14 protein-coding genes and 2 pseudogenes are annotated in these 18,106 nt (G+C 71.4%); 8 read left to right on the top strand and 8 right to left on the bottom strand.

What is annotated here, in order from left to right; genetic code table 11:
* Positions 1-10: 10 nt before the first annotated feature.
* Positions 11-352: pseudogene (locus A4X16_RS18460) on the bottom strand (pentapeptide repeat-containing protein); the annotation flags it as partial.
* A 751-nt stretch (positions 353-1,103) separates the two neighbouring features.
* On the opposite strand from A4X16_RS18460, the gene A4X16_RS03540 reads away from it, so the two are divergent.
* Genes A4X16_RS03540 through A4X16_RS03550 form a run of 3 tightly spaced genes read left to right on the top strand, consistent with a single transcriptional unit; the run spans position 1,104 to position 3,236 of the window.
* A complete protein-coding gene (locus A4X16_RS03540) occupies positions 1,104-1,475 on the top strand; it encodes a YrdB family protein (RefSeq protein ID WP_067116471.1) in 372 nt (123 codons plus the stop codon).
* Positions 1,472-2,836, top strand: coding sequence for an FAD-binding oxidoreductase (locus A4X16_RS03545; protein WP_067116474.1), 1,365 nt, complete (start codon positions 1,472-1,474; stop codon positions 2,834-2,836). The genes A4X16_RS03540 and A4X16_RS03545 overlap by 4 nt, the downstream gene beginning before the upstream one ends.
* Positions 2,829-3,236, top strand: coding sequence for an NUDIX hydrolase (locus A4X16_RS03550; protein WP_067116477.1), 408 nt, complete (start codon positions 2,829-2,831; stop codon positions 3,234-3,236). Before A4X16_RS03545 ends, A4X16_RS03550 begins: the two co-directional genes overlap by 8 nt.
* Before the next feature lie 70 nt (positions 3,237-3,306).
* Here the strand turns inward: A4X16_RS03550 and nagB are convergent, their stop codons facing one another.
* From nagB to A4X16_RS03575, 5 genes are all read right to left on the bottom strand, one after another.
* The gene (gene nagB, locus A4X16_RS03555) at positions 3,307-4,086 is read right to left on the bottom strand and encodes a glucosamine-6-phosphate deaminase (protein ID WP_067116479.1); all 780 of its coding nucleotides are present in this window, start codon (positions 4,084-4,086) and stop codon (positions 3,307-3,309) included.
* The gene (locus tag A4X16_RS03560; RefSeq protein WP_067116482.1) at positions 4,079-5,044 is read right to left on the bottom strand and encodes an ROK family protein; all 966 of its coding nucleotides are present in this window, start codon (positions 5,042-5,044) and stop codon (positions 4,079-4,081) included. Before A4X16_RS03560 ends, nagB begins: the two co-directional genes overlap by 8 nt.
* 40 nt (positions 5,045-5,084) lie before the next feature.
* Entirely contained in the window at positions 5,085-6,272 is a 1,188-nt protein-coding gene (locus A4X16_RS03565; RefSeq protein WP_067116485.1) for an ROK family transcriptional regulator, read from the bottom strand.
* A gap of 79 nt (positions 6,273-6,351) precedes the next feature.
* A complete protein-coding gene (locus A4X16_RS03570) occupies positions 6,352-9,606 on the bottom strand; it encodes a family 20 glycosylhydrolase (protein ID WP_067116488.1) in 3,255 nt (1,084 codons plus the stop codon).
* Entirely contained in the window at positions 9,597-10,814 is a 1,218-nt protein-coding gene (locus A4X16_RS03575) for an alanine racemase (protein WP_231880261.1), read from the bottom strand. The genes A4X16_RS03570 and A4X16_RS03575 overlap by 10 nt, the downstream gene beginning before the upstream one ends.
* 25 nt (positions 10,815-10,839) lie before the next feature.
* Here A4X16_RS03575 and A4X16_RS03580 point away from each other — a divergent pair, with 25 nt between their 5' ends.
* Together A4X16_RS03580 and A4X16_RS03585 are read left to right on the top strand one after the other, a co-directional pair.
* Positions 10,840-11,247 carry a RidA family protein gene (locus A4X16_RS03580; RefSeq protein ID WP_067116491.1) on the top strand — a complete coding sequence of 136 codons (408 nt, stop codon included), beginning with the start codon at positions 10,840-10,842 and terminating at the stop codon, positions 11,245-11,247.
* A 119-nt stretch (positions 11,248-11,366) separates the two neighbouring features.
* Positions 11,367-12,881, top strand: coding sequence for a L,D-transpeptidase family protein (locus A4X16_RS03585; RefSeq protein WP_067116664.1), 1,515 nt, complete (start codon positions 11,367-11,369; stop codon positions 12,879-12,881).
* A gap of 70 nt (positions 12,882-12,951) precedes the next feature.
* Here A4X16_RS03585 and A4X16_RS03590 read toward each other — a convergent pair whose 3' ends face one another.
* Entirely contained in the window at positions 12,952-15,171 is a 2,220-nt protein-coding gene (locus A4X16_RS03590) for an NADP-dependent isocitrate dehydrogenase (protein WP_067116494.1), read from the bottom strand.
* Between the two features lie 180 nt (positions 15,172-15,351).
* On the opposite strand from A4X16_RS03590, the gene A4X16_RS03595 reads away from it, so the two are divergent.
* Positions 15,352-15,810, top strand: a complete 459-nt coding sequence (locus tag A4X16_RS03595; protein WP_067116667.1) for a GNAT family N-acetyltransferase — start codon at positions 15,352-15,354, stop codon at positions 15,808-15,810.
* A 133-nt stretch (positions 15,811-15,943) separates the two neighbouring features.
* A pseudogene (locus A4X16_RS17710) lies at positions 15,944-16,084 on the top strand (family 1 glycosylhydrolase); the annotation flags it as partial.
* Between the two features lie 50 nt (positions 16,085-16,134).
* Here A4X16_RS17710 and A4X16_RS03600 read toward each other — a convergent pair.
* Positions 16,135-16,938, bottom strand: coding sequence for a hypothetical protein (locus A4X16_RS03600; RefSeq protein WP_067116497.1), 804 nt, complete (start codon positions 16,936-16,938; stop codon positions 16,135-16,137).
* A 265-nt stretch (positions 16,939-17,203) separates the two neighbouring features.
* Between A4X16_RS03600 and A4X16_RS03605 the strand changes: the two genes are divergently transcribed.
* Positions 17,204-18,052, top strand: coding sequence for a type IV toxin-antitoxin system AbiEi family antitoxin domain-containing protein (locus A4X16_RS03605; protein ID WP_067116499.1), 849 nt, complete (start codon positions 17,204-17,206; stop codon positions 18,050-18,052).
* Positions 18,053-18,106: the final 54 nt, after the last annotated feature.

Raw genomic sequence — 18,106 nt, forward strand, 5'->3', positions numbered from 1 at the left:
CCTACACCGCTCAGGATGCCGCCGCTCGCCGCGCCGGCGGCTCCGCCACCCGTCGCGCCCGCGGACGTCCCGGCTCCGGCACCGCCGGCACCGCCGGTCGCCGTCGCGCCGCCCATCGAGCCCGAGAACCCCGGCGGCGAGAACCCGGGAGGCGAGAACCCGGGAGGCGAGAACCCGGGAGGCGAGAACCCGGGAGGCGAGAACCCCGGAGGCGAGAACCCCGGAGGCGAGAACCCCGGAGGCGAGAACCCCGGAGGCGAGAACCCCGGCGAAGAGAACCCCGGCGAAGAGACCCCCGGAGGCGAGAACCCCGGAGGCGAGAACCCCGGAGGCGAGAACCCCGGAGGCGAGAACCCCGGAGGCGAGAACCCCGGAGGCGARAACCCCGGAGGCGAAAACCCCGGAGGCGAGAACCCCGGCATGCCGGAGGGCGTTCCGACTGTCTCCCCCGCGACCGTCGAGTTCGTGATCGGCGGCGACCTGGTCACCACGCACTATGTCGTCCCGGTGTCCGGCGCCGCGGGTGCGACCGTGAGCACGACGATCGCAGGCGGCACGGGCGGCACCGGGTCGACCGTCCTCGCCGCGGCCGACGAGACCTCGACCGTGGGGACCGGGCTCATCGATCTCCGCCCGTCGCTGCAGCAGATCTGCGAGGACGCCCCCGTCGAGTTCTTCTACGTCCTGGACGGCCGGGCGGGCGCTTCGACGACGACCACGCTCCGTCAGCTCAACGACTTCGACCCGAGGCTCCTGTGCATCCTCGTGCGCTCCGACGCGACCGCGGATTCCCTCGTCGCGGCACCGGCCGACGCCGCGGCGCCCGTCGATCCCTCGGCGGCGAACGCCGTGACCGCAGACGCCGCTCCGGCCGCGCAGGCGCCCCCCGTCGCGCCCGCTTCGCCCGTCGCCCCCGCGCCCGCCCCGGCCGCACCGATTCCCGCGGAGGCGCCCGCCGTCGCCGCTCCCGAGCCGACCGTCGCTCCCGCGCCCGTCGCTCCCGCACCCGCGCTTCCGGAGGTCACGACCGACCAGCCCGCGACCGCCGCGGACTCCCCCGCTCCCCTGCTCTGACGCCCCACGGCGGCGAATAGACTGGATCCATGTCCCCGGATCCCGCTCCCGTCCCCGGCGTCGACCGCCCGAACCTCACCGTCCTCGACGTCGTCCGCTCGGTCGTCCTGGTCATCGCCGTCGGCACCCTGGCCCTCTGGGGCTTCGCGACCTGGCCGCTGCCGTGGAACATCGTCCTGGGGATCGGGGCTCCCGTCGTCGTCATCGTCGTGTGGGCGCTCTTCCTGTCGCCACGACCCGTGCTGCGCCTGCATCCGTTCCTCCGCGCGGCGGTCGAGCTGCTGATCTACGTCGGCGTGACGATCGCGTGGTGGCTCATGGACCAGCCGTTCATCGGCATCGCCTTCGCCGTGGTCGCCGTCGGCACCGGTGTGGTGACCGGACGGCGCCGCATCGCATGACCGCGCTCGATCAGCTGACGTCCGCCCTCGGCGGCCTCGTCGACACCGACCCGACGACGCTCGAGGATGCCAGGGCCGACCAGTCCGGACACGCGGCCCCGGGGCGCCCGCTGGCCGTCGTGCACGCCGAGACCGTCGAGCACGTGCAGGCCGTGATGCGGATCGCCACCGCGACGCGCACCCCGGTGGTCGTCCGCGGCGCCGGGACGGGCCTCGCCGGAGCCGCGAACGGCGGCCAGGGCGAGATCGTGCTCTCCACCCGACGCATGACCGCCATCCACGAGATCAGCGCCGACGACCTCCTCGCCGTCGTCGAGCCGGGCATCCTCAACGCGGACCTGAACGACGTCCTCTCGGAGCACGGCCTCTGGTGGGCGCCCGACCCCGCCAGCCGCGCCATCTCGACGGTCGGCGGCAACATCGCCACGGGTGCCGGCGGCCTGCTCTGCGCCAAGTACGGCGTCGTGCGCGACGCGGTGCTCGGAGTCGACCTCGTGCTGTCCGACGGACGCCTCCTCCGCCTCGGCCATCGCAGCGTCAAGGGCGTGACCGGCCTCGATCTCACCTCGCTCGTCATCGGATCCGAGGGGACCCTCGGTGTGGTCGTGGGGGCGACTCTGAAGCTCCGGCGGCTCCCGGAGGGCACGACGTGCACCCTCACCGCCACGTTCCCGGACGTCAGGGCCGCCGCGGCCGCATCCGCCGCCGTCACGGCATCCGGCGTCCAACCCGCGATCATGGAGCTCATGGACGCCGCCAGCCTCGCCGCCGTGGCCGCGATGCTCGAACTGCCCCTCCCGAGCGCCGGTGCCGCCCAGCTGACGATCCAGACGGACGGTCCCGGTTCCGTCGCCGAGGCGACCACGATCGCCGAGATCCTCACCGCGCACGGCGGCGACGCGCAGGTCTCCCACGACCGCGACGAAGGCGAGCGCCTGCTGGCGATCCGGCGCGCCATGCATCCGGCGATGGCGCGGCTGGGCACGACGCTCATCGAGGACGTCTCGGTGCCGCGCAGCGCGATGCCCGCGATGTTCGACGAGATCTCCCGCATCGAGGAGGCCTACTCGATGACCATCCCGACCGTCGCCCACGCGGGCGACGGCAACCTGCACCCCAACTTCATCTTCGAGGGGACGGAGCCGCCCGCACACGTCTGGGCGGCGGCCGACGAGCTGTTCCGCGCGGCGATCGCGCTCGGCGGCACCCTGACCGGCGAGCACGGCATCGGCACTCTGAAGAGCCGTTGGCTGGCAGACGAGCTCGGCGACGACCAGTGGGAGCTGCAGCGTCAGATCACCCGCGTGTTCGATCCCGCGGGCATCCTGAACCCCGGCAAGGTGTTCGCCGCGGATGCCTGACATCCGCGTCAGCGCCGCCGTTATCGTCGATGACGCCGGTCGGGTGCTCGTGGTGCGCAAGCAGGGCACGACGAGGTTCATGCAGCCCGGGGGCAAGCCCGAGCCCGATGAGACGCCGTCGCAGACGCTGATCCGCGAACTGCACGAGGAGCTCGGTCTGCAGCTCGACGAGGCGGACCTCGAGCCCCTCGGCACGTTCGTCTCGGAGGCGGCGAACGAGCCGGGTCACCGCGTCATCGCGGACGCGTTCTCCGTGTCGATCGCGGCGGCCGAGGTGACGGTGCAGGCCGAGCTCGCCGAGCTGCGATGGATCACCCCGGCGGACGCCGGTACGCTGCCCCTCGCTCCGCTGAGCGTCGAGCACCTGCTGCCCTTGGCCTGGCCCGTCACCGGCCGCTGAGCCGCCGCGACGGCGTCGCCGGACCGCGATCACCCGAGGATCGACCCGCGGTCGACGCCGGGGCGCGGGATCAGATGCCCTGCCAGGACGGCTTGTTCGCGAAGGTGTAGCGGTAGTAGTCGGCGAGCGCCAGCTTCGAGGCCGCCGCCTCATCGACGACGACCGTCGCGTGCGGGTGCAGCTGGATGGCGGAGCCGGGCAGGATCGCGGAGAGGGGCCCTTCCACGGCATCCGCGACGGCCTGCGCCTTGCCCTCGCCGAAGGCGAGCAGCACGAGGTGGCGTGCGCGCAGGATGGTCCCGAGTCCCTGCGTGATGCAGTGCCGCGGAACGTCGTCGATCGAGTCGAAGAAGCGCGCGTTGTCCTCGCGGGTCTGCTCGGTGAGGGTCTTCACCCGCGTGCGCGAGGCGAACGACGAACCGGGCTCGTTGAAGCCGATGTGCCCGTCGGTGCCGATGCCGAGGATCTGGAGGTCGACGCCGCCGGCGGCGTCGATGGCCTCCTCATAGTCGGCGCCCGCGTGCTGGATCGTCTCCTGCGCGCCGTTCGGCACGTGGATGCGTCGCGGGTCGAGCCCGAGCGGCTCGACCACCTCGCGCGTGATGACCGACCGATAGCTCTCGCTGTGGGCCGGGTCGAGGCCGACGTATTCGTCGAGCGCGAAGCCGCGCACCTGGGAGACGTCGCGTCCTGCGAGGCGCTCCCGCAGCGCCTGGTAGACGGGCAGGGGCGTCGATCCGGTCGCCAGGCCGAGGACCGCATCCGGTCGGCCGTCGATGAGCTCGACGATCTCCTGGGCGACCAGCGCACCGGCCGCTTCGGCGTTCTCGACGATGACGACTTCAGCCATGGGGGACGATCTCCTTCACAGGGGTGGTCGCGCCGACGATCGCGGCGCCGAATGCCGCCGCCGGCGAGCCGTCGGAGAGCATCTCGATTCTCTCATCCAGGTGCAGCGACCGCATGAACGGTGACGCCTCCGCGCCCGCGCGCAGCGCACTCCGGACGCCGCCGAACAGCCGATCTCCGAGCGCGGTCAGTCCCCCGCCGATGATCACCCGCTCGACGTCGGCCGACAGCACCAGCGCGCGGACGGCAGCGGCCGCTCCGTGGAAGAGGTCGGAGCGGAGCGCGGCGGCGGCGGGATCCCCCGCGTCCGCGGCATCGAGGATGTCCCGCACCGGCAGCGCCCCCGGGCGACCCCACGCGCGCGCCAGGGCTCCTCCGCCGCAGAAGGTCTCGATGCAGCCGCGCTGCCCGCAGCCGCAGACCCGACCGTTCGGGTCGACGGACAGGTGCCCGACCTCACCGGCCGTGCCGCGCGCACCGCGCCAGATGGCGCCGTCGACGACGATGCCGGCGGCCACGCCGGTGCCGAGGTTGAGGTAGGCCATGGATCCCGTGATGCCGCGGAGAGCTGCCGCACCGAGCGCGGCCGCCTTCACGTCGTTCTCCACCCGCACCGGCGCGCCGATGATCGCCGACGTCCGCTCCGCGAGATCGAGCGACTCCACGCCGAGGTTGACCGCGTGGAGCACGCGCCCCGTGTCCGCGTCGACGAGTCCGGGGATGCCGATGCCGACCGTGCCCACGGATGTCGGTGCGAAGCCGCCGTCGACGGCGAGATCGGCGATCGCGTCGACGATGCCGGCCACGACCGCCTCGTCTCCCCAGCCGGTCGGGCGTCGGCGGCGCGCGACGATCTCGCCGGACGGGGCCACGGCGACGGCGTCGATCTTGGTGCCGCCGACGTCGAGGCCCACGCGTACCGGCCGACCGGCGAGGTCGGCGGGTGTCGCATCCGTCATCGGATGGTGCTCCTGCACGTCGTGTCGTCGGCCGCGGAGCTCACGAGACACCCAGCTGCCCCGACAGCACCATGACCGCGGTGCCGCGCAGCACGATGTCGTCCTGGTGGGTGCGGCGGATGAGCACGTCCTCGAACACGCCCTCGAGGGTGCGGGCGTGCAGCGTCTCGACGGCGGCGTCGATCAGGACCCCGTCGAGGAGGTCTGCAGGCCCCGAGAGCACGACCTCGGAGAGATCGAGCGCCGCGACGATCGGGGCGATGGCGATGGCCATGCGGGTGCCGGCGTCGCGCAGGATGTCCTCGCGGGAGTCGGGAGCTCCGTCGATCGCGGGGCGCAGCCGCGTCTCGCTGAGCCAGGCCTCGAGGCAGCCGTCCTTGCCGCACGCGCAGCGCGGACCGCCGTCGGTGCCGACCACGACGTGGCCGATCTCCCCCGCGGCGAAGCGGCTGCCCACGAGGGGCTGACTGCCCGTGATGAGGCCTGCGCCCACGCCGCGCCCGATACGGATGAGCATGAAGTCCGCCTTGGCATCGCCGAAGGTGTACTCGGCGAGCACGGCGGCGTTGGCGTCGTTGCGCACCAGCACCGGGAGGTCGAGCTCGACGCCGAGCTTCGCCTCGAGCGGCAGGTCGGTCCAGCCCAGGTTGGGCGAGCTCAGCACCATGCCGTCGGGGCGCACGACCCCGGGCGTGCCGATGCCGACGCCGAGCACCGGCTGCGAGGCCGTCTGCACGAGTGCGCGCGCGAGCTCGAGTGTGGCCGCGTATGCGGCGTCTCCGTCAGGGGTCTCGGGTCGCGCCACCTCGCGCCGCTCGAGCACGTCGCCGTCGAGGCTCAGCAGCGCGCCGACGAATGCGCGCGGCCCCGACAGGTCGATGCCGATGATCTGGTGTCCGACGCGGTCGATGTCGATGAGGATCGGCGGCTTGCCCGGCCCCACGGTCTCGCGGACGCCCATCTCGATCACGATGCCGTCCGCGATGAACTCCGCCACGAGATCCGAGATCGTCACGCGTGTGAGTCCCGTCTCGCGGGAGAGGTCAGCGCGGCTCATCGCGCCCGAGTGATAGAGGGTCTGCAGCACCAGCGCACGATTGTGTCCGCGGGCGTGTTCCGGAAGGACCTTCGAGCGCGAGCGCAGGTGGCGTCCGGGCCCGAAGGCGTGGGCGCTCGCACCGACGTACTCCGACGCCGCCGATGGAGCCTGTTCACCCGATACGGACATGTTTGTTAGTAGACCTTACGAACAAAAATTGTGCAACCCCTGCCCGGTGTGGTACCGGGAGGGTTACCGAAACGTTACATTACTTCGCGAGCCGTCCGGAGACGGTCTTCGCGCGATCGAGGAGAGGGGCCACGAGCCCTGCCACGATCTCCTCTCGCGCCTCACGCGTGAGCGGCTTCCCGGGCACTCCCGGACGACGCTGCGCAGGCGATGGTCCGTCCAGAGGACGATACCGCACCCCCGCCGCCGCGAGCCGTCGGAGGTGGGTCGGCAGACGCCTGCCGAAGTCGTCGAAGGGCGGCGGCTCCCCGCCCTCCCACAGACGCTCGGCGATCGCCGCGAGCCGGGGGAAGACAGCGAAGTCGACGCGGTCGCGCGTGGGGAGATGCTCCGTCCACACGTTCGCCTGACCCCCCACGGCCCCCTCCTCGATGCGCAGCGAATAGGCGCGCTCGATCGGGAGCGGCGGACCGACCCGGATCGGCTCCTCGTCCGAGTCCGACTGCGGGTAGTCCAGATAGACCTCGAGGTCGGGACACGCGACGACCGGGATGCTGCGGCGCAGCGCCTCGCGGATCGCGACCGGGCCGCGCCAGGCGAGGATCTGCACGCCCTCGGGCACATCACCCTCGAGCACCTCGTCCCACGCCAGGGCGACCCTGCCGCGTGCATGGACGGCGTCGACGAACCGCGCGGTGAACCAGGGCTGCACGTCACGGGGCGTCTCCAGCCCCCATTCGCGCATGCTCTCGTCCGCCGCAGTGCTCTGCGCCCATTCGGTCACCGGCACCTCATCGCCGCCGATGCCGATCCACGGCGAGTCGAAGAGATCGCACAACGCGTCGATGGCTGCGCGGCCGAAGGCGAGCGATCGCTCCGTCGGCGCGAGAGTGCGCGGATTGACGCCGAAGCGCTCCCAGGGGGTCGTGATCGGCTCACCCGCGTCGGTGTTGCCGAGCTCGGGGTAGGCGGCGAGCGCGGCCTGCACGTGGCCGGGCAGCTCCACCTCGGGCACGATCGTGACGAAGCGGTCCGCCGCGTACCGCACGAGCTCGCGCAGCTCGGCATCCGAGTAGTGCCCCTCGTGCACTCCGGGCTCGACCGTCGCGAACGGGCCGTGTCCGAGCTGCGTCGCCTCACGGCGCGCTCCCCGCTCGGTGAGCAGCGGATATCCGGGCACCTCGAAGCGCCACCCCTGATCGTCGGTGAGATGAAGGTGCAGCACGTTCAGATGGTGGTCGGCGAGCAGGTCGACGAGGCGACGCACGTCATCGACCGGGCGGAAGTGACGGGCGACGTCGAGCATCGCACCCCGCCATCCGTGGGCTGGAGCCCCCTCCCAGACGCCGGCGGGGATCCGCGTCTCCGCGCCGCTCGGATCCCGCAGCTGACGCAGCACCGTGACGCCGCGGAAGACCCCGGCAGCCGTGGCACCGGCGACCTCGACACCGTGTGCGGCGACCACCACCCGGAACGCCTCGTCCGAGACCCGATCACGCGCGAACGGCAGAGCGGCGAGCGCCTCGTCGACGCGAAGGGCGATCGCGGGTCCGGAGCCTCCGTCGCCGGACGGCTCCCCCAGCAGCTCGATGCTCGCGCCGAGTCCGTCGGGTGCGATGACGGCGGTGCGCGTGGTCCACACGAACGGAGGCGCGGCCGGATCGATGACGGCGGCAGCGCGGGGCACGGTCGCGCGATGCGCGGGTGGCGGCATTCGCAGGGCATGACCCGGCGTCTCGCCGGTGACGTCGCCGCGCGCGACGACCGGCACTCCCGCGACGAGCACCTCGACGATCCCTCGCGGCGGCTCGAACGGCGCGTCGAAGGTGGCGCCGGCGTCGACCGTCTCCGGATCGAACAGGACGAGATCGGCGGTCGCGCCCTCGCGGATCACGCCGCGAGGCGCGTCGCCGCGGTCGAGTCCCAGCCGTGCGGCGGGCGTGCCGGACAGGTGCCGCACGGCCTCCTCGAGCGACAGGACCCCGAGCTCGCGCACGTAGTGGCCGAGATAGCGGGGGAACGTCCCGCGGCCGCGCGGGTGCGGCCTGGCGCCGATCAGGATGCCGTCACTGCCCCCGCTGTGCCGCGGATGGCGCATGATGGCCCTGACGTTGTCCTCGTCGCCGATGTGCATGAGGATGCCGGTCGCGCCGGCGTCCGCCACGATCGTGTCGAGCACCACGTCGACCGCACGGCGTCCGGAGGCGTCGGCGATCTCCGCGACCGTGTGACCGACGAGCGCGGCGAGCGACGGATCCCCCGTCCCGGCGATCTGGATCGCCGACCAGTCGGCGCGCTCGCCGTGGAAGCCGTCGCAGCCGATCTCCTCGAGCTCGACGCGCACCGCTTCACGGCCCTCCGCGTCCAGTGCCGCGATCGTGCCGATCAGGTCTCCCCCCTCCGACAGCCTGCTGGGCAGCAGCGCGGCGAGCGTGGTCGCACCGGGGAGGTAGGGGTACGTGTCGAGCGTGACGTCCACGCCGTCGGCGAGCGCATCGTCCACGAGCGACAGCAGCTCGGCGGCGCGCCCGCGGTTCGGCGCGAAGTTCATGGTCGCGTGGGTCAGGTGGATGGCGCAGCCCGTGCGGCGTCCGATGTCCAGCGCCTCGCGATAGGCGTCGAGGGCGGACCCTCCGTAGCTGCGGGTGTGGGGCGCCCAGTATCCGCCGCGCTCGGCCACGACCCGGCACAGCGCCTCGAGCTCCGCGGTGTCGGCGTACATCCCCGGGGTGTAGGTGAGACCGCTCGACATCCCGAACGCTCCGGCGTCCAGCGCGGCGCCGAGCAGAACGGACATCCGCTCGATCTCGTCCGACGTGGCCCTGCGGTTCTCGTGGCCGACGACCATCATCCGCAGATTGCCCTGCGGCACGAGCAGTGCGGCGTTCGCGACGGTGACCGCATCCATCGCGTCGAGCAGGTCGCCCATGGTCCGCCACGGCGCCGTGGTCGGCGCGCCGTTCCATCCCGCGATCTGCGCCGGGATCACGGCCGCCGCAGCATCGTCGAGGGGGGCGTACCCGAGGCCGTCCTGACCGAGCACCTCGGTCGTCACCCCCTGGCGGATCTTCGCCTCGTGCGCGGCGCCGCGCAGCACAGCGAGCTCGCTGTGCGCATGCATGTCGATGAAGCCGGGAGCGAGCACGAGGCCCGCGGCGGCGATCTCAGCCGCCCCCTCGGGCAGCCGGAAGTCGATCTCCGCGCCTTCTCTGCTCACGCCCACCACGCGCGCGCCCTCGACCGCCACGTCGGCGATGAAGCGCGCGGCCCCGGTGCCGTCGACGACCGTGGCGCCGCGGTAGATCCGGACCGGCCTCTCGGCACTCAGAAGCATGTCGCCACCGCCCCGACGACCCTCGGGTCCTCGGCGTCGGGATCGTCGATCACGGCGACCACCCGCCACTTGTCGAAGGCCGTGCACGGGTGCGAGAGTCCGAGGCGCACGACCTCCCCCGGAGCGACCGTGGCCCCGGGCGCGAGGTGCAGGAACGCGTGCTGGTCGTTGAGTGCCGTGATGGTCCCGTCGACGGATTGCGGTGCGGGCAGATCGATGTCGAAGGGCACGTCCCGTCGCCCCGCGTCGAGAAGGGCGAGGCCGTCCTCGGGCTGCGACACGACGCGCGCCCACGCGTGCATCGCCGAGCGCAGCGGTGCGGTGTCCGTGAGCGGTCCGAAGGGCGACATCCGCGAGTAGAAGCCGTCGTCGTGGATCTGGAAGGCACCGGAGCGCAGGACGATGTCGTTCTCTCCGCGAAGCGGAGCGAGCACCGCGGCGGCGCGGTCGGGGAAGGAGCTCCCTCCGGCGCTCAGCACGGGGCGGATGCCGTCGGCGTAGTCGAGTCGCGCATGCAGCTCGACCAGCGTCCGCAGATACGCGTCGACGGCCTGCACGGAGGATGCGCTCCTGTCGGGACCGAACGGCCCCTCGTAGCCGGTGACGCCGGCGAGCCGCAGACCGTCCGCAGCGGCGATGGCCTCGGCGACGGCCTCGCCCTCCTCGATGCTGCGCGCGCCCGTGCGCCCACCCGCTCCGCCGAGCTCGACGAGGACGTCGAGGGGGCGGCGGGCTCCGGCGAGCGCGTCGGCGAGGATGCCCACCGTGGCGGCCGAATCCGCCCAGCAGAGGATCCGCAGCCCGTCGCGCTCCGACAGCAGGTCGCCGAGTCGGCGCGCGGCCGCCGCATCCGTGACCGCGTTCGCGATCAGCACCGTGTCGACACCGACCGAGACGGCGAACTCCGCCTGCCAGGGGGTCGCGACCGAGATGCCCCACGCGCCGGCGTCGAGCAGGCGCTGCCACAGCGCGGGCGCCATCGTCGTCTTGCCGTGCGGGGCGAGCAGCACCCCTTCGCGCGCGGCCCACTCGAAGACCGTCGTCTCGTTGTGGGCCAAGGCCGCCTCGTGGACCGTGAGCACCGGCGTCATCAGGTCGGAGACCCGCAGACCGGCCCCCGCGACGTCGGAGAGCGCGAGACCCGCGGCATGCGCCGGGAACCCCTTCGTCCAGCTTCCGATCACGGGGTCAGGGATTTGTAGAGGCATCTAACAAGGCTACTAGGCTGTCGGTATGACTGCGAAGATCCGCGTTTCGACCGACGCCGCCCCCGCCCCCGCCCACACCTTCTCGCAGGGTGTCCGCAAGGGACCGATCGTCCAGGTCTCCGGTCAGGGCCCGGTCGACCCCGCGACCAACGAGTACCTGTTCCCCGGTGACGTCGCGGCGCAGACCACCCGCACGCTGGAGAACGTGAAGGCGATCGTCGAGGCATCGGGAGCGACCTTCGACGACGTCGTGATGCTGCGCGTGTACCTCACGAAGCGCGAGGACTTCCCGATCATGAACGAGGCCTATGGCGCGTTCGTGTCCGCGCACACCACCGGCGACGTCCTGCCTTCGCGCACCACCGTGTTCACGGGCCTCCCCCGCGAGGAGATGCTCGTCGAGATCGACGGGCTCGCCGTCGTCTCCGACTGAGCAGGAGTCGTCGCGGGAGGCACCGCGCGCGTGATATCACGACCGTTGCCTCCCCGTTACCTCCCATCCCGTACCATTGAGCGATATACAGGCCACGCGAGTACCGGGGGGTGAAGTTCGTGACCGATCTGACCGCAGCGCAGGACGCGAAGACCGCGAAGCTGGATGAGTCGACCGTCTCGGAGGGCGTCGGGGGAACCGCGAACGCCCGCCCCGACGGCGATGCACCCACCGAGGCGCTCCCTCCGAGCGACGGCGACCAGCCGCTGGCGTGGGCGCCCATCGAACCGACTCCCAAGAAGAAGCGCCTCGGTCTCTGGATCGGCCTCGGCGTCGGTGCGGTCGTGATCGGCGCCGGAGCGGCCTCGATGATCCTGATCGCCCCGGGCACCACGGTCGCCGGCATCCCCGTCGGCTGGATGACCCCCGGCGCTGCCGCGGACGTCATCAGCTCGCACGTCGCCGACACGGAGATCACCCTGACCGGCGCAGGCGGCGACACCGTCCTCACCGGCGCCGACCTGGGGGCGCAGATCGATGCGTCCGCCCTCGCGGATCGGGCCTTCGCGGAACGCCCGCTGTGGAACGTCGGCGCCTGGATGGGTGAGCCGGTCCCCGGCGACATCGCCCTCGACGCGGACGCCGCCGAATCCGTCCTTCGCGACGCCGTCCCCTCGAGCTTCGTCGACCCCGTGAACGCGGGCGTCGTGTTCGACGCCGCGACCGGCGCATACGTCGTCACGCCGTCCGAGACGGGCACGGCGATCGACGTCGACGCCCTCGGCGCCGCGATCACCGACACCATCGCCGACGGCGGCCGCACCCTGCAGTTCTCCGGAGATCCCGCCGAGGCCGCCCCGGCGATCTCCGACGAGGATGCGACGGCCATGGTCGCGTCCGTGAACACGATGCTCGGATCCATCGGCTTCTATCTCGGCGAGGAGCGCACCGTTCCGATCGACGCCGCCACCGCCTCGACCTGGTTCACCGTGGTCGACGACGGCGGAGAGCTGAAGATCGAGGCCGATCAGACCGCGATCCAGGCGACCGTCGACGCGCTGCCCGCTGCCGTCGACCGCGCACCGGTCGATGCGACCAACATCGTGAACTCCTCGGGCGAGATCCTGCGAGTCGAGTCCGAGGGCGTCGCCGGTCGGGCGATCAGCGACACGTCCAACCTCGCGTCCGAGGTCGTCGACAAGCTGCAGGCGGGCGAGGGCGTCTTCCCCATCGCGGTCACAGAGACGCCGTTCCAGTCGGTGAACCTCAAGCGCAACATCGTCGTCGACCTGAGCGCCCAGACGGCGACCGCGTACGAGAACGACGTCGTGGTCAACTCCTGGAAGATCTCCTCGGGCAAGTCGGCGACGCCGACGGACGTGGGGAACTTCAGGGTCTACGCCCACGTCCGCATCCAGAACATGAAGAGCCGCGAGCCCGACGGCTCGATCACCGAGACACCGAACGTCCCCTGGGTCACCTACTTCAACGGCGACGAGGCATTCCACGGCACGTACTGGCACAACGACTTCGGCACCCCGCGCAGCCACGGCTGCGTGAACATGCCCATCGACGTCGCCAAGTTCGTCTACGACTGGTCCCCCATCGGCATGGAGGTGCGAGTCCAGTACTGACTCCCCCCTCCCCCGAGCGGGAACGACGAAGGGGCCGGATGCTGATGCGTCCGGCCCCTTCGTCATCCGATCAGATCAGCGGGTCGACGATGCCGTTGAGCGTCGCGGACGGGCGCATGGCCTTCGCGACCAGCGCCTCGTCCGGACGGTAGTAGCCGCCGATCTCGACCGCCGAACCCTGCACAGCGTTGAGCTCGGAGACGATCGTCTCCTCGTTCTCCGTCAACGCCGCCGCGATCGGCGCGAAGGCGGCGGCGAGCTCTGCATCCTTCGTCTGTCCCGCCAGCTCCTGGGCCCAGTAGAGCCCGAGGTAGAAGTGGCTGCCGCGGTTGTCGATCGTGCCGAGCGCACGCCCCGGCGAGCGGTCCTCCTCGAGGAAGGTCCCGGTTGCGGCGTCGAGGGTCTCCGCGAGGACGCGCGCCTTCTCGTTGCCTGTGCGGTCCGCGAAGTGCTCGAGCGAAGCCGCGAGCGCGAAGAACTCGCCCAGCGAGTCCCAGCGGAGGTAGTTCTCCTCGACGAGCTGCTGCACGTGCTTCGGCGCCGAGCCGCCGGCACCGGTCTCGAACAGACCGCCGCCCGCCAGCAGGGGGACGATCGACAGCATCTTCGCGCTGGTGCCCACCTCGAGGATCGGGAACAGGTCGGTGAGGTAGTCGCGCAGCACGTTGCCGGTCACCGAGATCGTGTCGAGGCCGTGGCGCATGCGCGCCAGCGTGTAGCGGGTGGCCTCCTCAGGGGCGAGGATCGTGATCGTGAGGCCCTTGGTGTCGAGCGTCGCGAGCCCCTGGTGGACCTTCGCGATGATCTGCGCATCGTGCGAGCGGTTGGCGTCGAGCCAGAACACCGCGGGAGCGCCGGTCGCGCGGGCGCGCGAGACGGCGAGCCTGACCCAGTCCATGACCGGGATGTGCTTGGTCTGCGTCGCACGCCAGATGTCGCCGGCGCCGACCTCGTGCTCGATGAGCACCGTGCCCTCACTGTCGAGCACCTGCACGGTGCCGGGTGCGGAGATCTCGAAGGTCTTGTCGTGGCTGCCGTACTCCTCGGCGGCCTGAGCCATGAGACCCACGTTCGGGACGGTGCCGATCGTCGCCGGGTCCAGCGGGCCGTTGGCGATGACGTCGTCGATCACTGCCTGGTAGACGCTCGCGTACGACGAGTCGGGGATGACCGCGAGAGTGTCGGACTCGCCGCCGTCCTCGCCCCAGAGCTTGCCGCCGTTGCGGACGAGGGCGGGCATCGACGCATCCACGATCACGTCGCTGGGGACGTGCAGGTTCGTGATGCCCCTGTCGGAGTTCACGTACGACAGGCGGGGCCCCTCGGCGATGGCCTTGTCGAAGGCCGCGGCGATCTCGTCGCCGCCGGCGATGCCGCCGAGCCCGGCGAGGATCGAGCCCAGACCGTCGTTCGCGTTGAGGCCCGCCTCGGCGAGCCGGTCGCCGTACTGGGCGAAGACGTCCGCGAAGAAGGCCTTCACGACGTGGCCGAAGATGATCGGGTCGCTGACCTTCATCATCGTCGCCTTGAGGTGCACCGAGTACAGGACGTCGTCGTTCTTCGCCGTCTCGAGCGTCTCCGCGAGGAACGCGTCGAGGTGCGCAGCCGAGAGGAAGGTCGCGTCGATGATCTCGCGCGGCAGGACCTTGAGCCCCTCCTTGAGGATCGTGACCGTGCCGTCCTCCGCGGTGTGCCGGAAGCTCAGGACGTCGTCGTGGGCCGCGACCCAGGAGCGCTCGTTGTGCTTGAAGTCGTCGTGGCCGAGCGTGGCGACGCGGGTCTTCGACCCCTCGGCGAACGGCTTGTTGCGGTGCGGGTGCTTCTTCGCGTAGTTCTTGACCGCGAGCGGGGCCCGACGGTCGCTGTTGCCCTCGCGGAGCACCGGGTTGACGGCCGACCCCTTGATGCGGTCGTAGCGCGCGCGCACGTCCTTCTCCTCGAGCGAGGACGGCTCGTCGGGGAAGTCGGGGATGTCGTACCCCTGCGCCTGCAGCTCGGCGATCGCGGCCTTGAGCTGCGGGATGGATGCCGAGATGTTGGGCAGCTTGATGATGTTCGCCTCGGGCAGCGTGGCGAGTCCGCCGAGCTCGGCCAGCGCGTCGCTGACCTGCTGCTCCGGGGTGAGCTTCTGCGGGAAGGCCGCAAGGATGCGCCCGCCGAGCGAGATGTCACGGGTCTCGACCTCGATGCCCGCCTGGCCGGTGTAGGCCTTGATGATGGGGAGGAAGGAAGCCGTGGCGAGAGCAGGAGCCTCGTCCGTGTAGGTGTAGATGATGGCGTCGTCGGTCACCAGGAGGTTCTCCGTTCGCGAGGGCAGATTTGTCTCGATACCAAGATACCTGAGCGCCTCGCCGGCCACGTCCGCCGCCGGACGTCGCGCGGATCGACTTCCGGCATTCCGGACGCGGCGACCCCTGACGAAAGTCGACGTTTCGGCGTGTGAGGGGCCCGGAGGGGCTAGCCTGTGATCATGTCCGAACTGCGCATGGTCGAACTCTCCGCCGCGACGATCGTCGCGGTGAACAACCTGTCGCTCAAGCCCGGACAGGAGCAGTTCCTCGCTCCGGTGTCCTACGGCATCGCCGCGACCGTGATCAACCCCCAGACGTCGTGGCAGCGCGTCGTGCTGGACGGCGACCAGGTGGTCGGATTCGTCAGCGCCAACTTCGACGCCGAGGCCCCGGAGGAGCACTTCCGCTCCGTGCTGTGGCGCATCAACGTCGACGCGGACGACCAGGGCAAGGGAGTCGGACGCTTCGCCGTCGAGCGGCTCGTGGAGGAGGCCCGCGCTCGCGGCGTCGACCACGTCAACGTCATCTACGAAGCCGGAGAGGACGGGCCGGAGGCCTTCTTCCTCCGCGTCGGCTTCACCCCGGTCGGCGAGACCGAGTACTCCGAGGTCATCGCCCAGATCCGCGTCGAACCCTAGACCGGCGGCGGGGTCTCGAATCCCCTCCCCCATCGAGGCCCCGTCGCCCTGTCCGGTCGATCCGCGGGAACGCTCCCATAGCGCGCACCTCGATGTGCTGCCTCGCGCCACAAAAAGCTTGCGTCCGGCGCCGCTCGACAACTTCGAGTGGGGGTACGGCTACGCGAAGCGGTTCGGGATCGTCCGCGTGGGCTTCGACACCCTCGAGCGCACCGTGAAGGACTCGGGGCACGGGTACCGCGAGCTGGTGCGGTCGCGCACGATCGGAGAGTGAGGTCTGCCCGCGAGCTCACGAGCGCGTCGGCGAGACCATGAGCGCGTCCGCTAGCGCTTGTCGGGCCGCTGCTTCCGATCGTTCCACGCGGCGAACGCAGAGGCAGCGGCACCGGCCGCGCGGTCGAAGGCCTCCGCCGACCGCGAGATCATGTCCTGCGCGGCATCCTGCCAGGTCGGAGCCGGAGCGACCTCTCCGGCCTGCACCCGCGCCGCATGCTCCGCCGCCTCGAACGCCCGCTCCAGGTCGGCCACCGCGTCGCGATAGGCGGCGAACTCCGCCGGCGTCGTGACCTTCCCGCCCGCAGCGCGGCGCGCGTCGACCGCGGCGCCCGCCGCCCGCAGGTAGGCGGCCGTCGCGGGCTGCTTGACGTCGGTCATCGCGGGGTAGGCGATCTGCAGCGATGCATCCGTCTCGTACCGCATCCACCGTGCGGTGATCGCCTCGTGCTCGGCCTGCAGACGCTCGAGCGGACGAGGAGCGGATGCCGCGGGCAACGCCGCCCGCGCGGCGCTGAGACGCACCTGTTTGGCTCGGACGTCGGCCGCAGCGGCCTTGGCGTCGTTCTCCTTCTCGCGCAGCATCCGTTTGGCTCCGGCGACCTGCTCGGGCGTCGCTCGCCTCGCGCTGCGCTCGGCCGAGACGCGCGCGTACTCGGCCCTGGCCAGTCGGGCGGCCATGCGACGTTCGGTCGCGAGCTGCTGCGCCTGCCTCAGGTCGTGCCGCGCGGCGTCGACCGCGAGCCGGCGTCCGCTCTTCATGCTCCGCCTCCGCATCCCGATGCCTCCCGCGGCGACTCCTCCGGCCGCGACGGGCGCGATCCACCACCACTCGACGAGCAGCAGCGGATCCATGCTTCGATGCTACCCAGTGCCCCCGACTCTGTCCCCCGCCCTGCTCTGCCCGCTCTGCCCTGCMCCGCCCTGCTCTGCCCCGTCACTTTCCGCGGCCTTTGCCAACTTCTGCGGCCTCGATGGCGCCCCGTGGCCGCAGAAGTCCGCGGTGGCCGCAGAAGTTGATGCCCTCATCCCTTCTGCACAGCGCAGACCAGCGGTCGGTTCTTCCCCGATCGCGTCGTGGGCGAGGTTCCCCGTGCCATCGACACCGCATCCTTGGTCGATGGACCTGACCGCATGGCTCGCTGCCCACGGCGGTATCGCGCATCGATCGGATGCCGCAGCGCACGGCTTCTCCCCTCGCCGCGTGCGGGCGGCGATCAGGGCGGGTGAAGTGCGCCGCGTACGAGCGCAGTGGGTGGCGCTCGATTCCGCCCCCGAGGACCTCACGGCGGCCGCCGCGGCATCCGGTCGTCTGACCTGCGTCTCGCTCGCCCGACGCCGTGGATGGTGGATACCCGATGGAGCGGATGCCGGACTGCACCTTCAGGTCGGCACGAACGCCCATCGCCATCGCGACGATGCGACGCTGCACTGGGGTGCACCGCTCGTCGATCGCGGTGCCCGAGAACTCACAGCCTCCGTCGAAGACGCTTTGGCGCACATCGCAGTCTGCTGCACACACGAAGACGCCCGGGTGATGTGGGAGTCAGCCGTCCGGGTGGAGCGCCTCGACCTGGAGGCCCTCCGGCTCGTGCGGTGGCGCGAGCCGCGCTCTCGCGGTCTCGCCGACCAGGTCGTCGGGCTGTCGGACTCCGGCCTCGAGACCATCTTCGTCGTGCGACTCAGCGGCTGGGGCGTGCCGGTGCGTCAGCAGGTCCGACTGGCAGGACGGCGAGTGGACATCGTCATCGGCTCGCACCTGGTCATCCAGATCGACGGGTACGCTCACCACGCGTCATCGGCGCAGCGCGGCTCCGACGTCGCTCACGATGCCGAACTGCGCCTCCGTGGCTACACGGTGCTGCGGTTCACCTACGGTCAGATCGTGCACGACTGGCAGCGGGTCGAGCGCACTCTGCAGGCCGCCATCGCGCGCGGCCTGCACCTGCCACCCGGTCGTCGCAGCTGAGGTGAGCACGTTCTGCGGCCATGAGCGACTTCTGCGGCCACGACATCCTGGTCG

It is taken from the genome of Microbacterium sp. H83 (genome assembly GCF_001650405.1).
In the GTDB taxonomy this organism is placed as follows: Bacteria; Actinomycetota; Actinomycetes; order Actinomycetales; family Microbacteriaceae; genus Microbacterium.

Excerpts from the sequence above, each read along its gene's own strand:
- A4X16_RS03540 (WP_067116471.1), top strand. The coding sequence starts at position 1,104 with ATGTCCCCGGATCCCGCTCCCGTCCCCGGCGTCGACCGCCCGAACCTC.
- A4X16_RS03545 (WP_067116474.1), top strand. The coding sequence starts at position 1,472 with ATGACCGCGCTCGATCAGCTGACGTCCGCCCTCGGCGGCCTCGTCGAC.
- A4X16_RS03550 (WP_067116477.1), top strand. The coding sequence starts at position 2,829 with ATGCCTGACATCCGCGTCAGCGCCGCCGTTATCGTCGATGACGCCGGT.
- nagB (WP_067116479.1), bottom strand. The coding sequence starts at position 4,086 with ATGGCTGAAGTCGTCATCGTCGAGAACGCCGAAGCGGCCGGTGCGCTG.
- A4X16_RS03560 (WP_067116482.1), bottom strand. The coding sequence starts at position 5,044 with ATGACGGATGCGACACCCGCCGACCTCGCCGGTCGGCCGGTACGCGTG.
- A4X16_RS03565 (WP_067116485.1), bottom strand. The coding sequence starts at position 6,272 with ATGTCCGTATCGGGTGAACAGGCTCCATCGGCGGCGTCGGAGTACGTC.
- A4X16_RS03570 (WP_067116488.1), bottom strand. The coding sequence starts at position 9,606 with ATGCTTCTGAGTGCCGAGAGGCCGGTCCGGATCTACCGCGGCGCCACG.
- A4X16_RS03575 (WP_231880261.1), bottom strand. The coding sequence starts at position 10,814 with ATGCCTCTACAAATCCCTGACCCCGTGATCGGAAGCTGGACGAAGGGG.
- A4X16_RS03580 (WP_067116491.1), top strand. The coding sequence starts at position 10,840 with ATGACTGCGAAGATCCGCGTTTCGACCGACGCCGCCCCCGCCCCCGCC.
- A4X16_RS03595 (WP_067116667.1), top strand. The coding sequence starts at position 15,352 with ATGTCCGAACTGCGCATGGTCGAACTCTCCGCCGCGACGATCGTCGCG.
- A4X16_RS03600 (WP_067116497.1), bottom strand. The coding sequence starts at position 16,938 with ATGGATCCGCTGCTGCTCGTCGAGTGGTGGTGGATCGCGCCCGTCGCG.
- A4X16_RS03605 (WP_067116499.1), top strand. The coding sequence starts at position 17,204 with ATGGACCTGACCGCATGGCTCGCTGCCCACGGCGGTATCGCGCATCGA.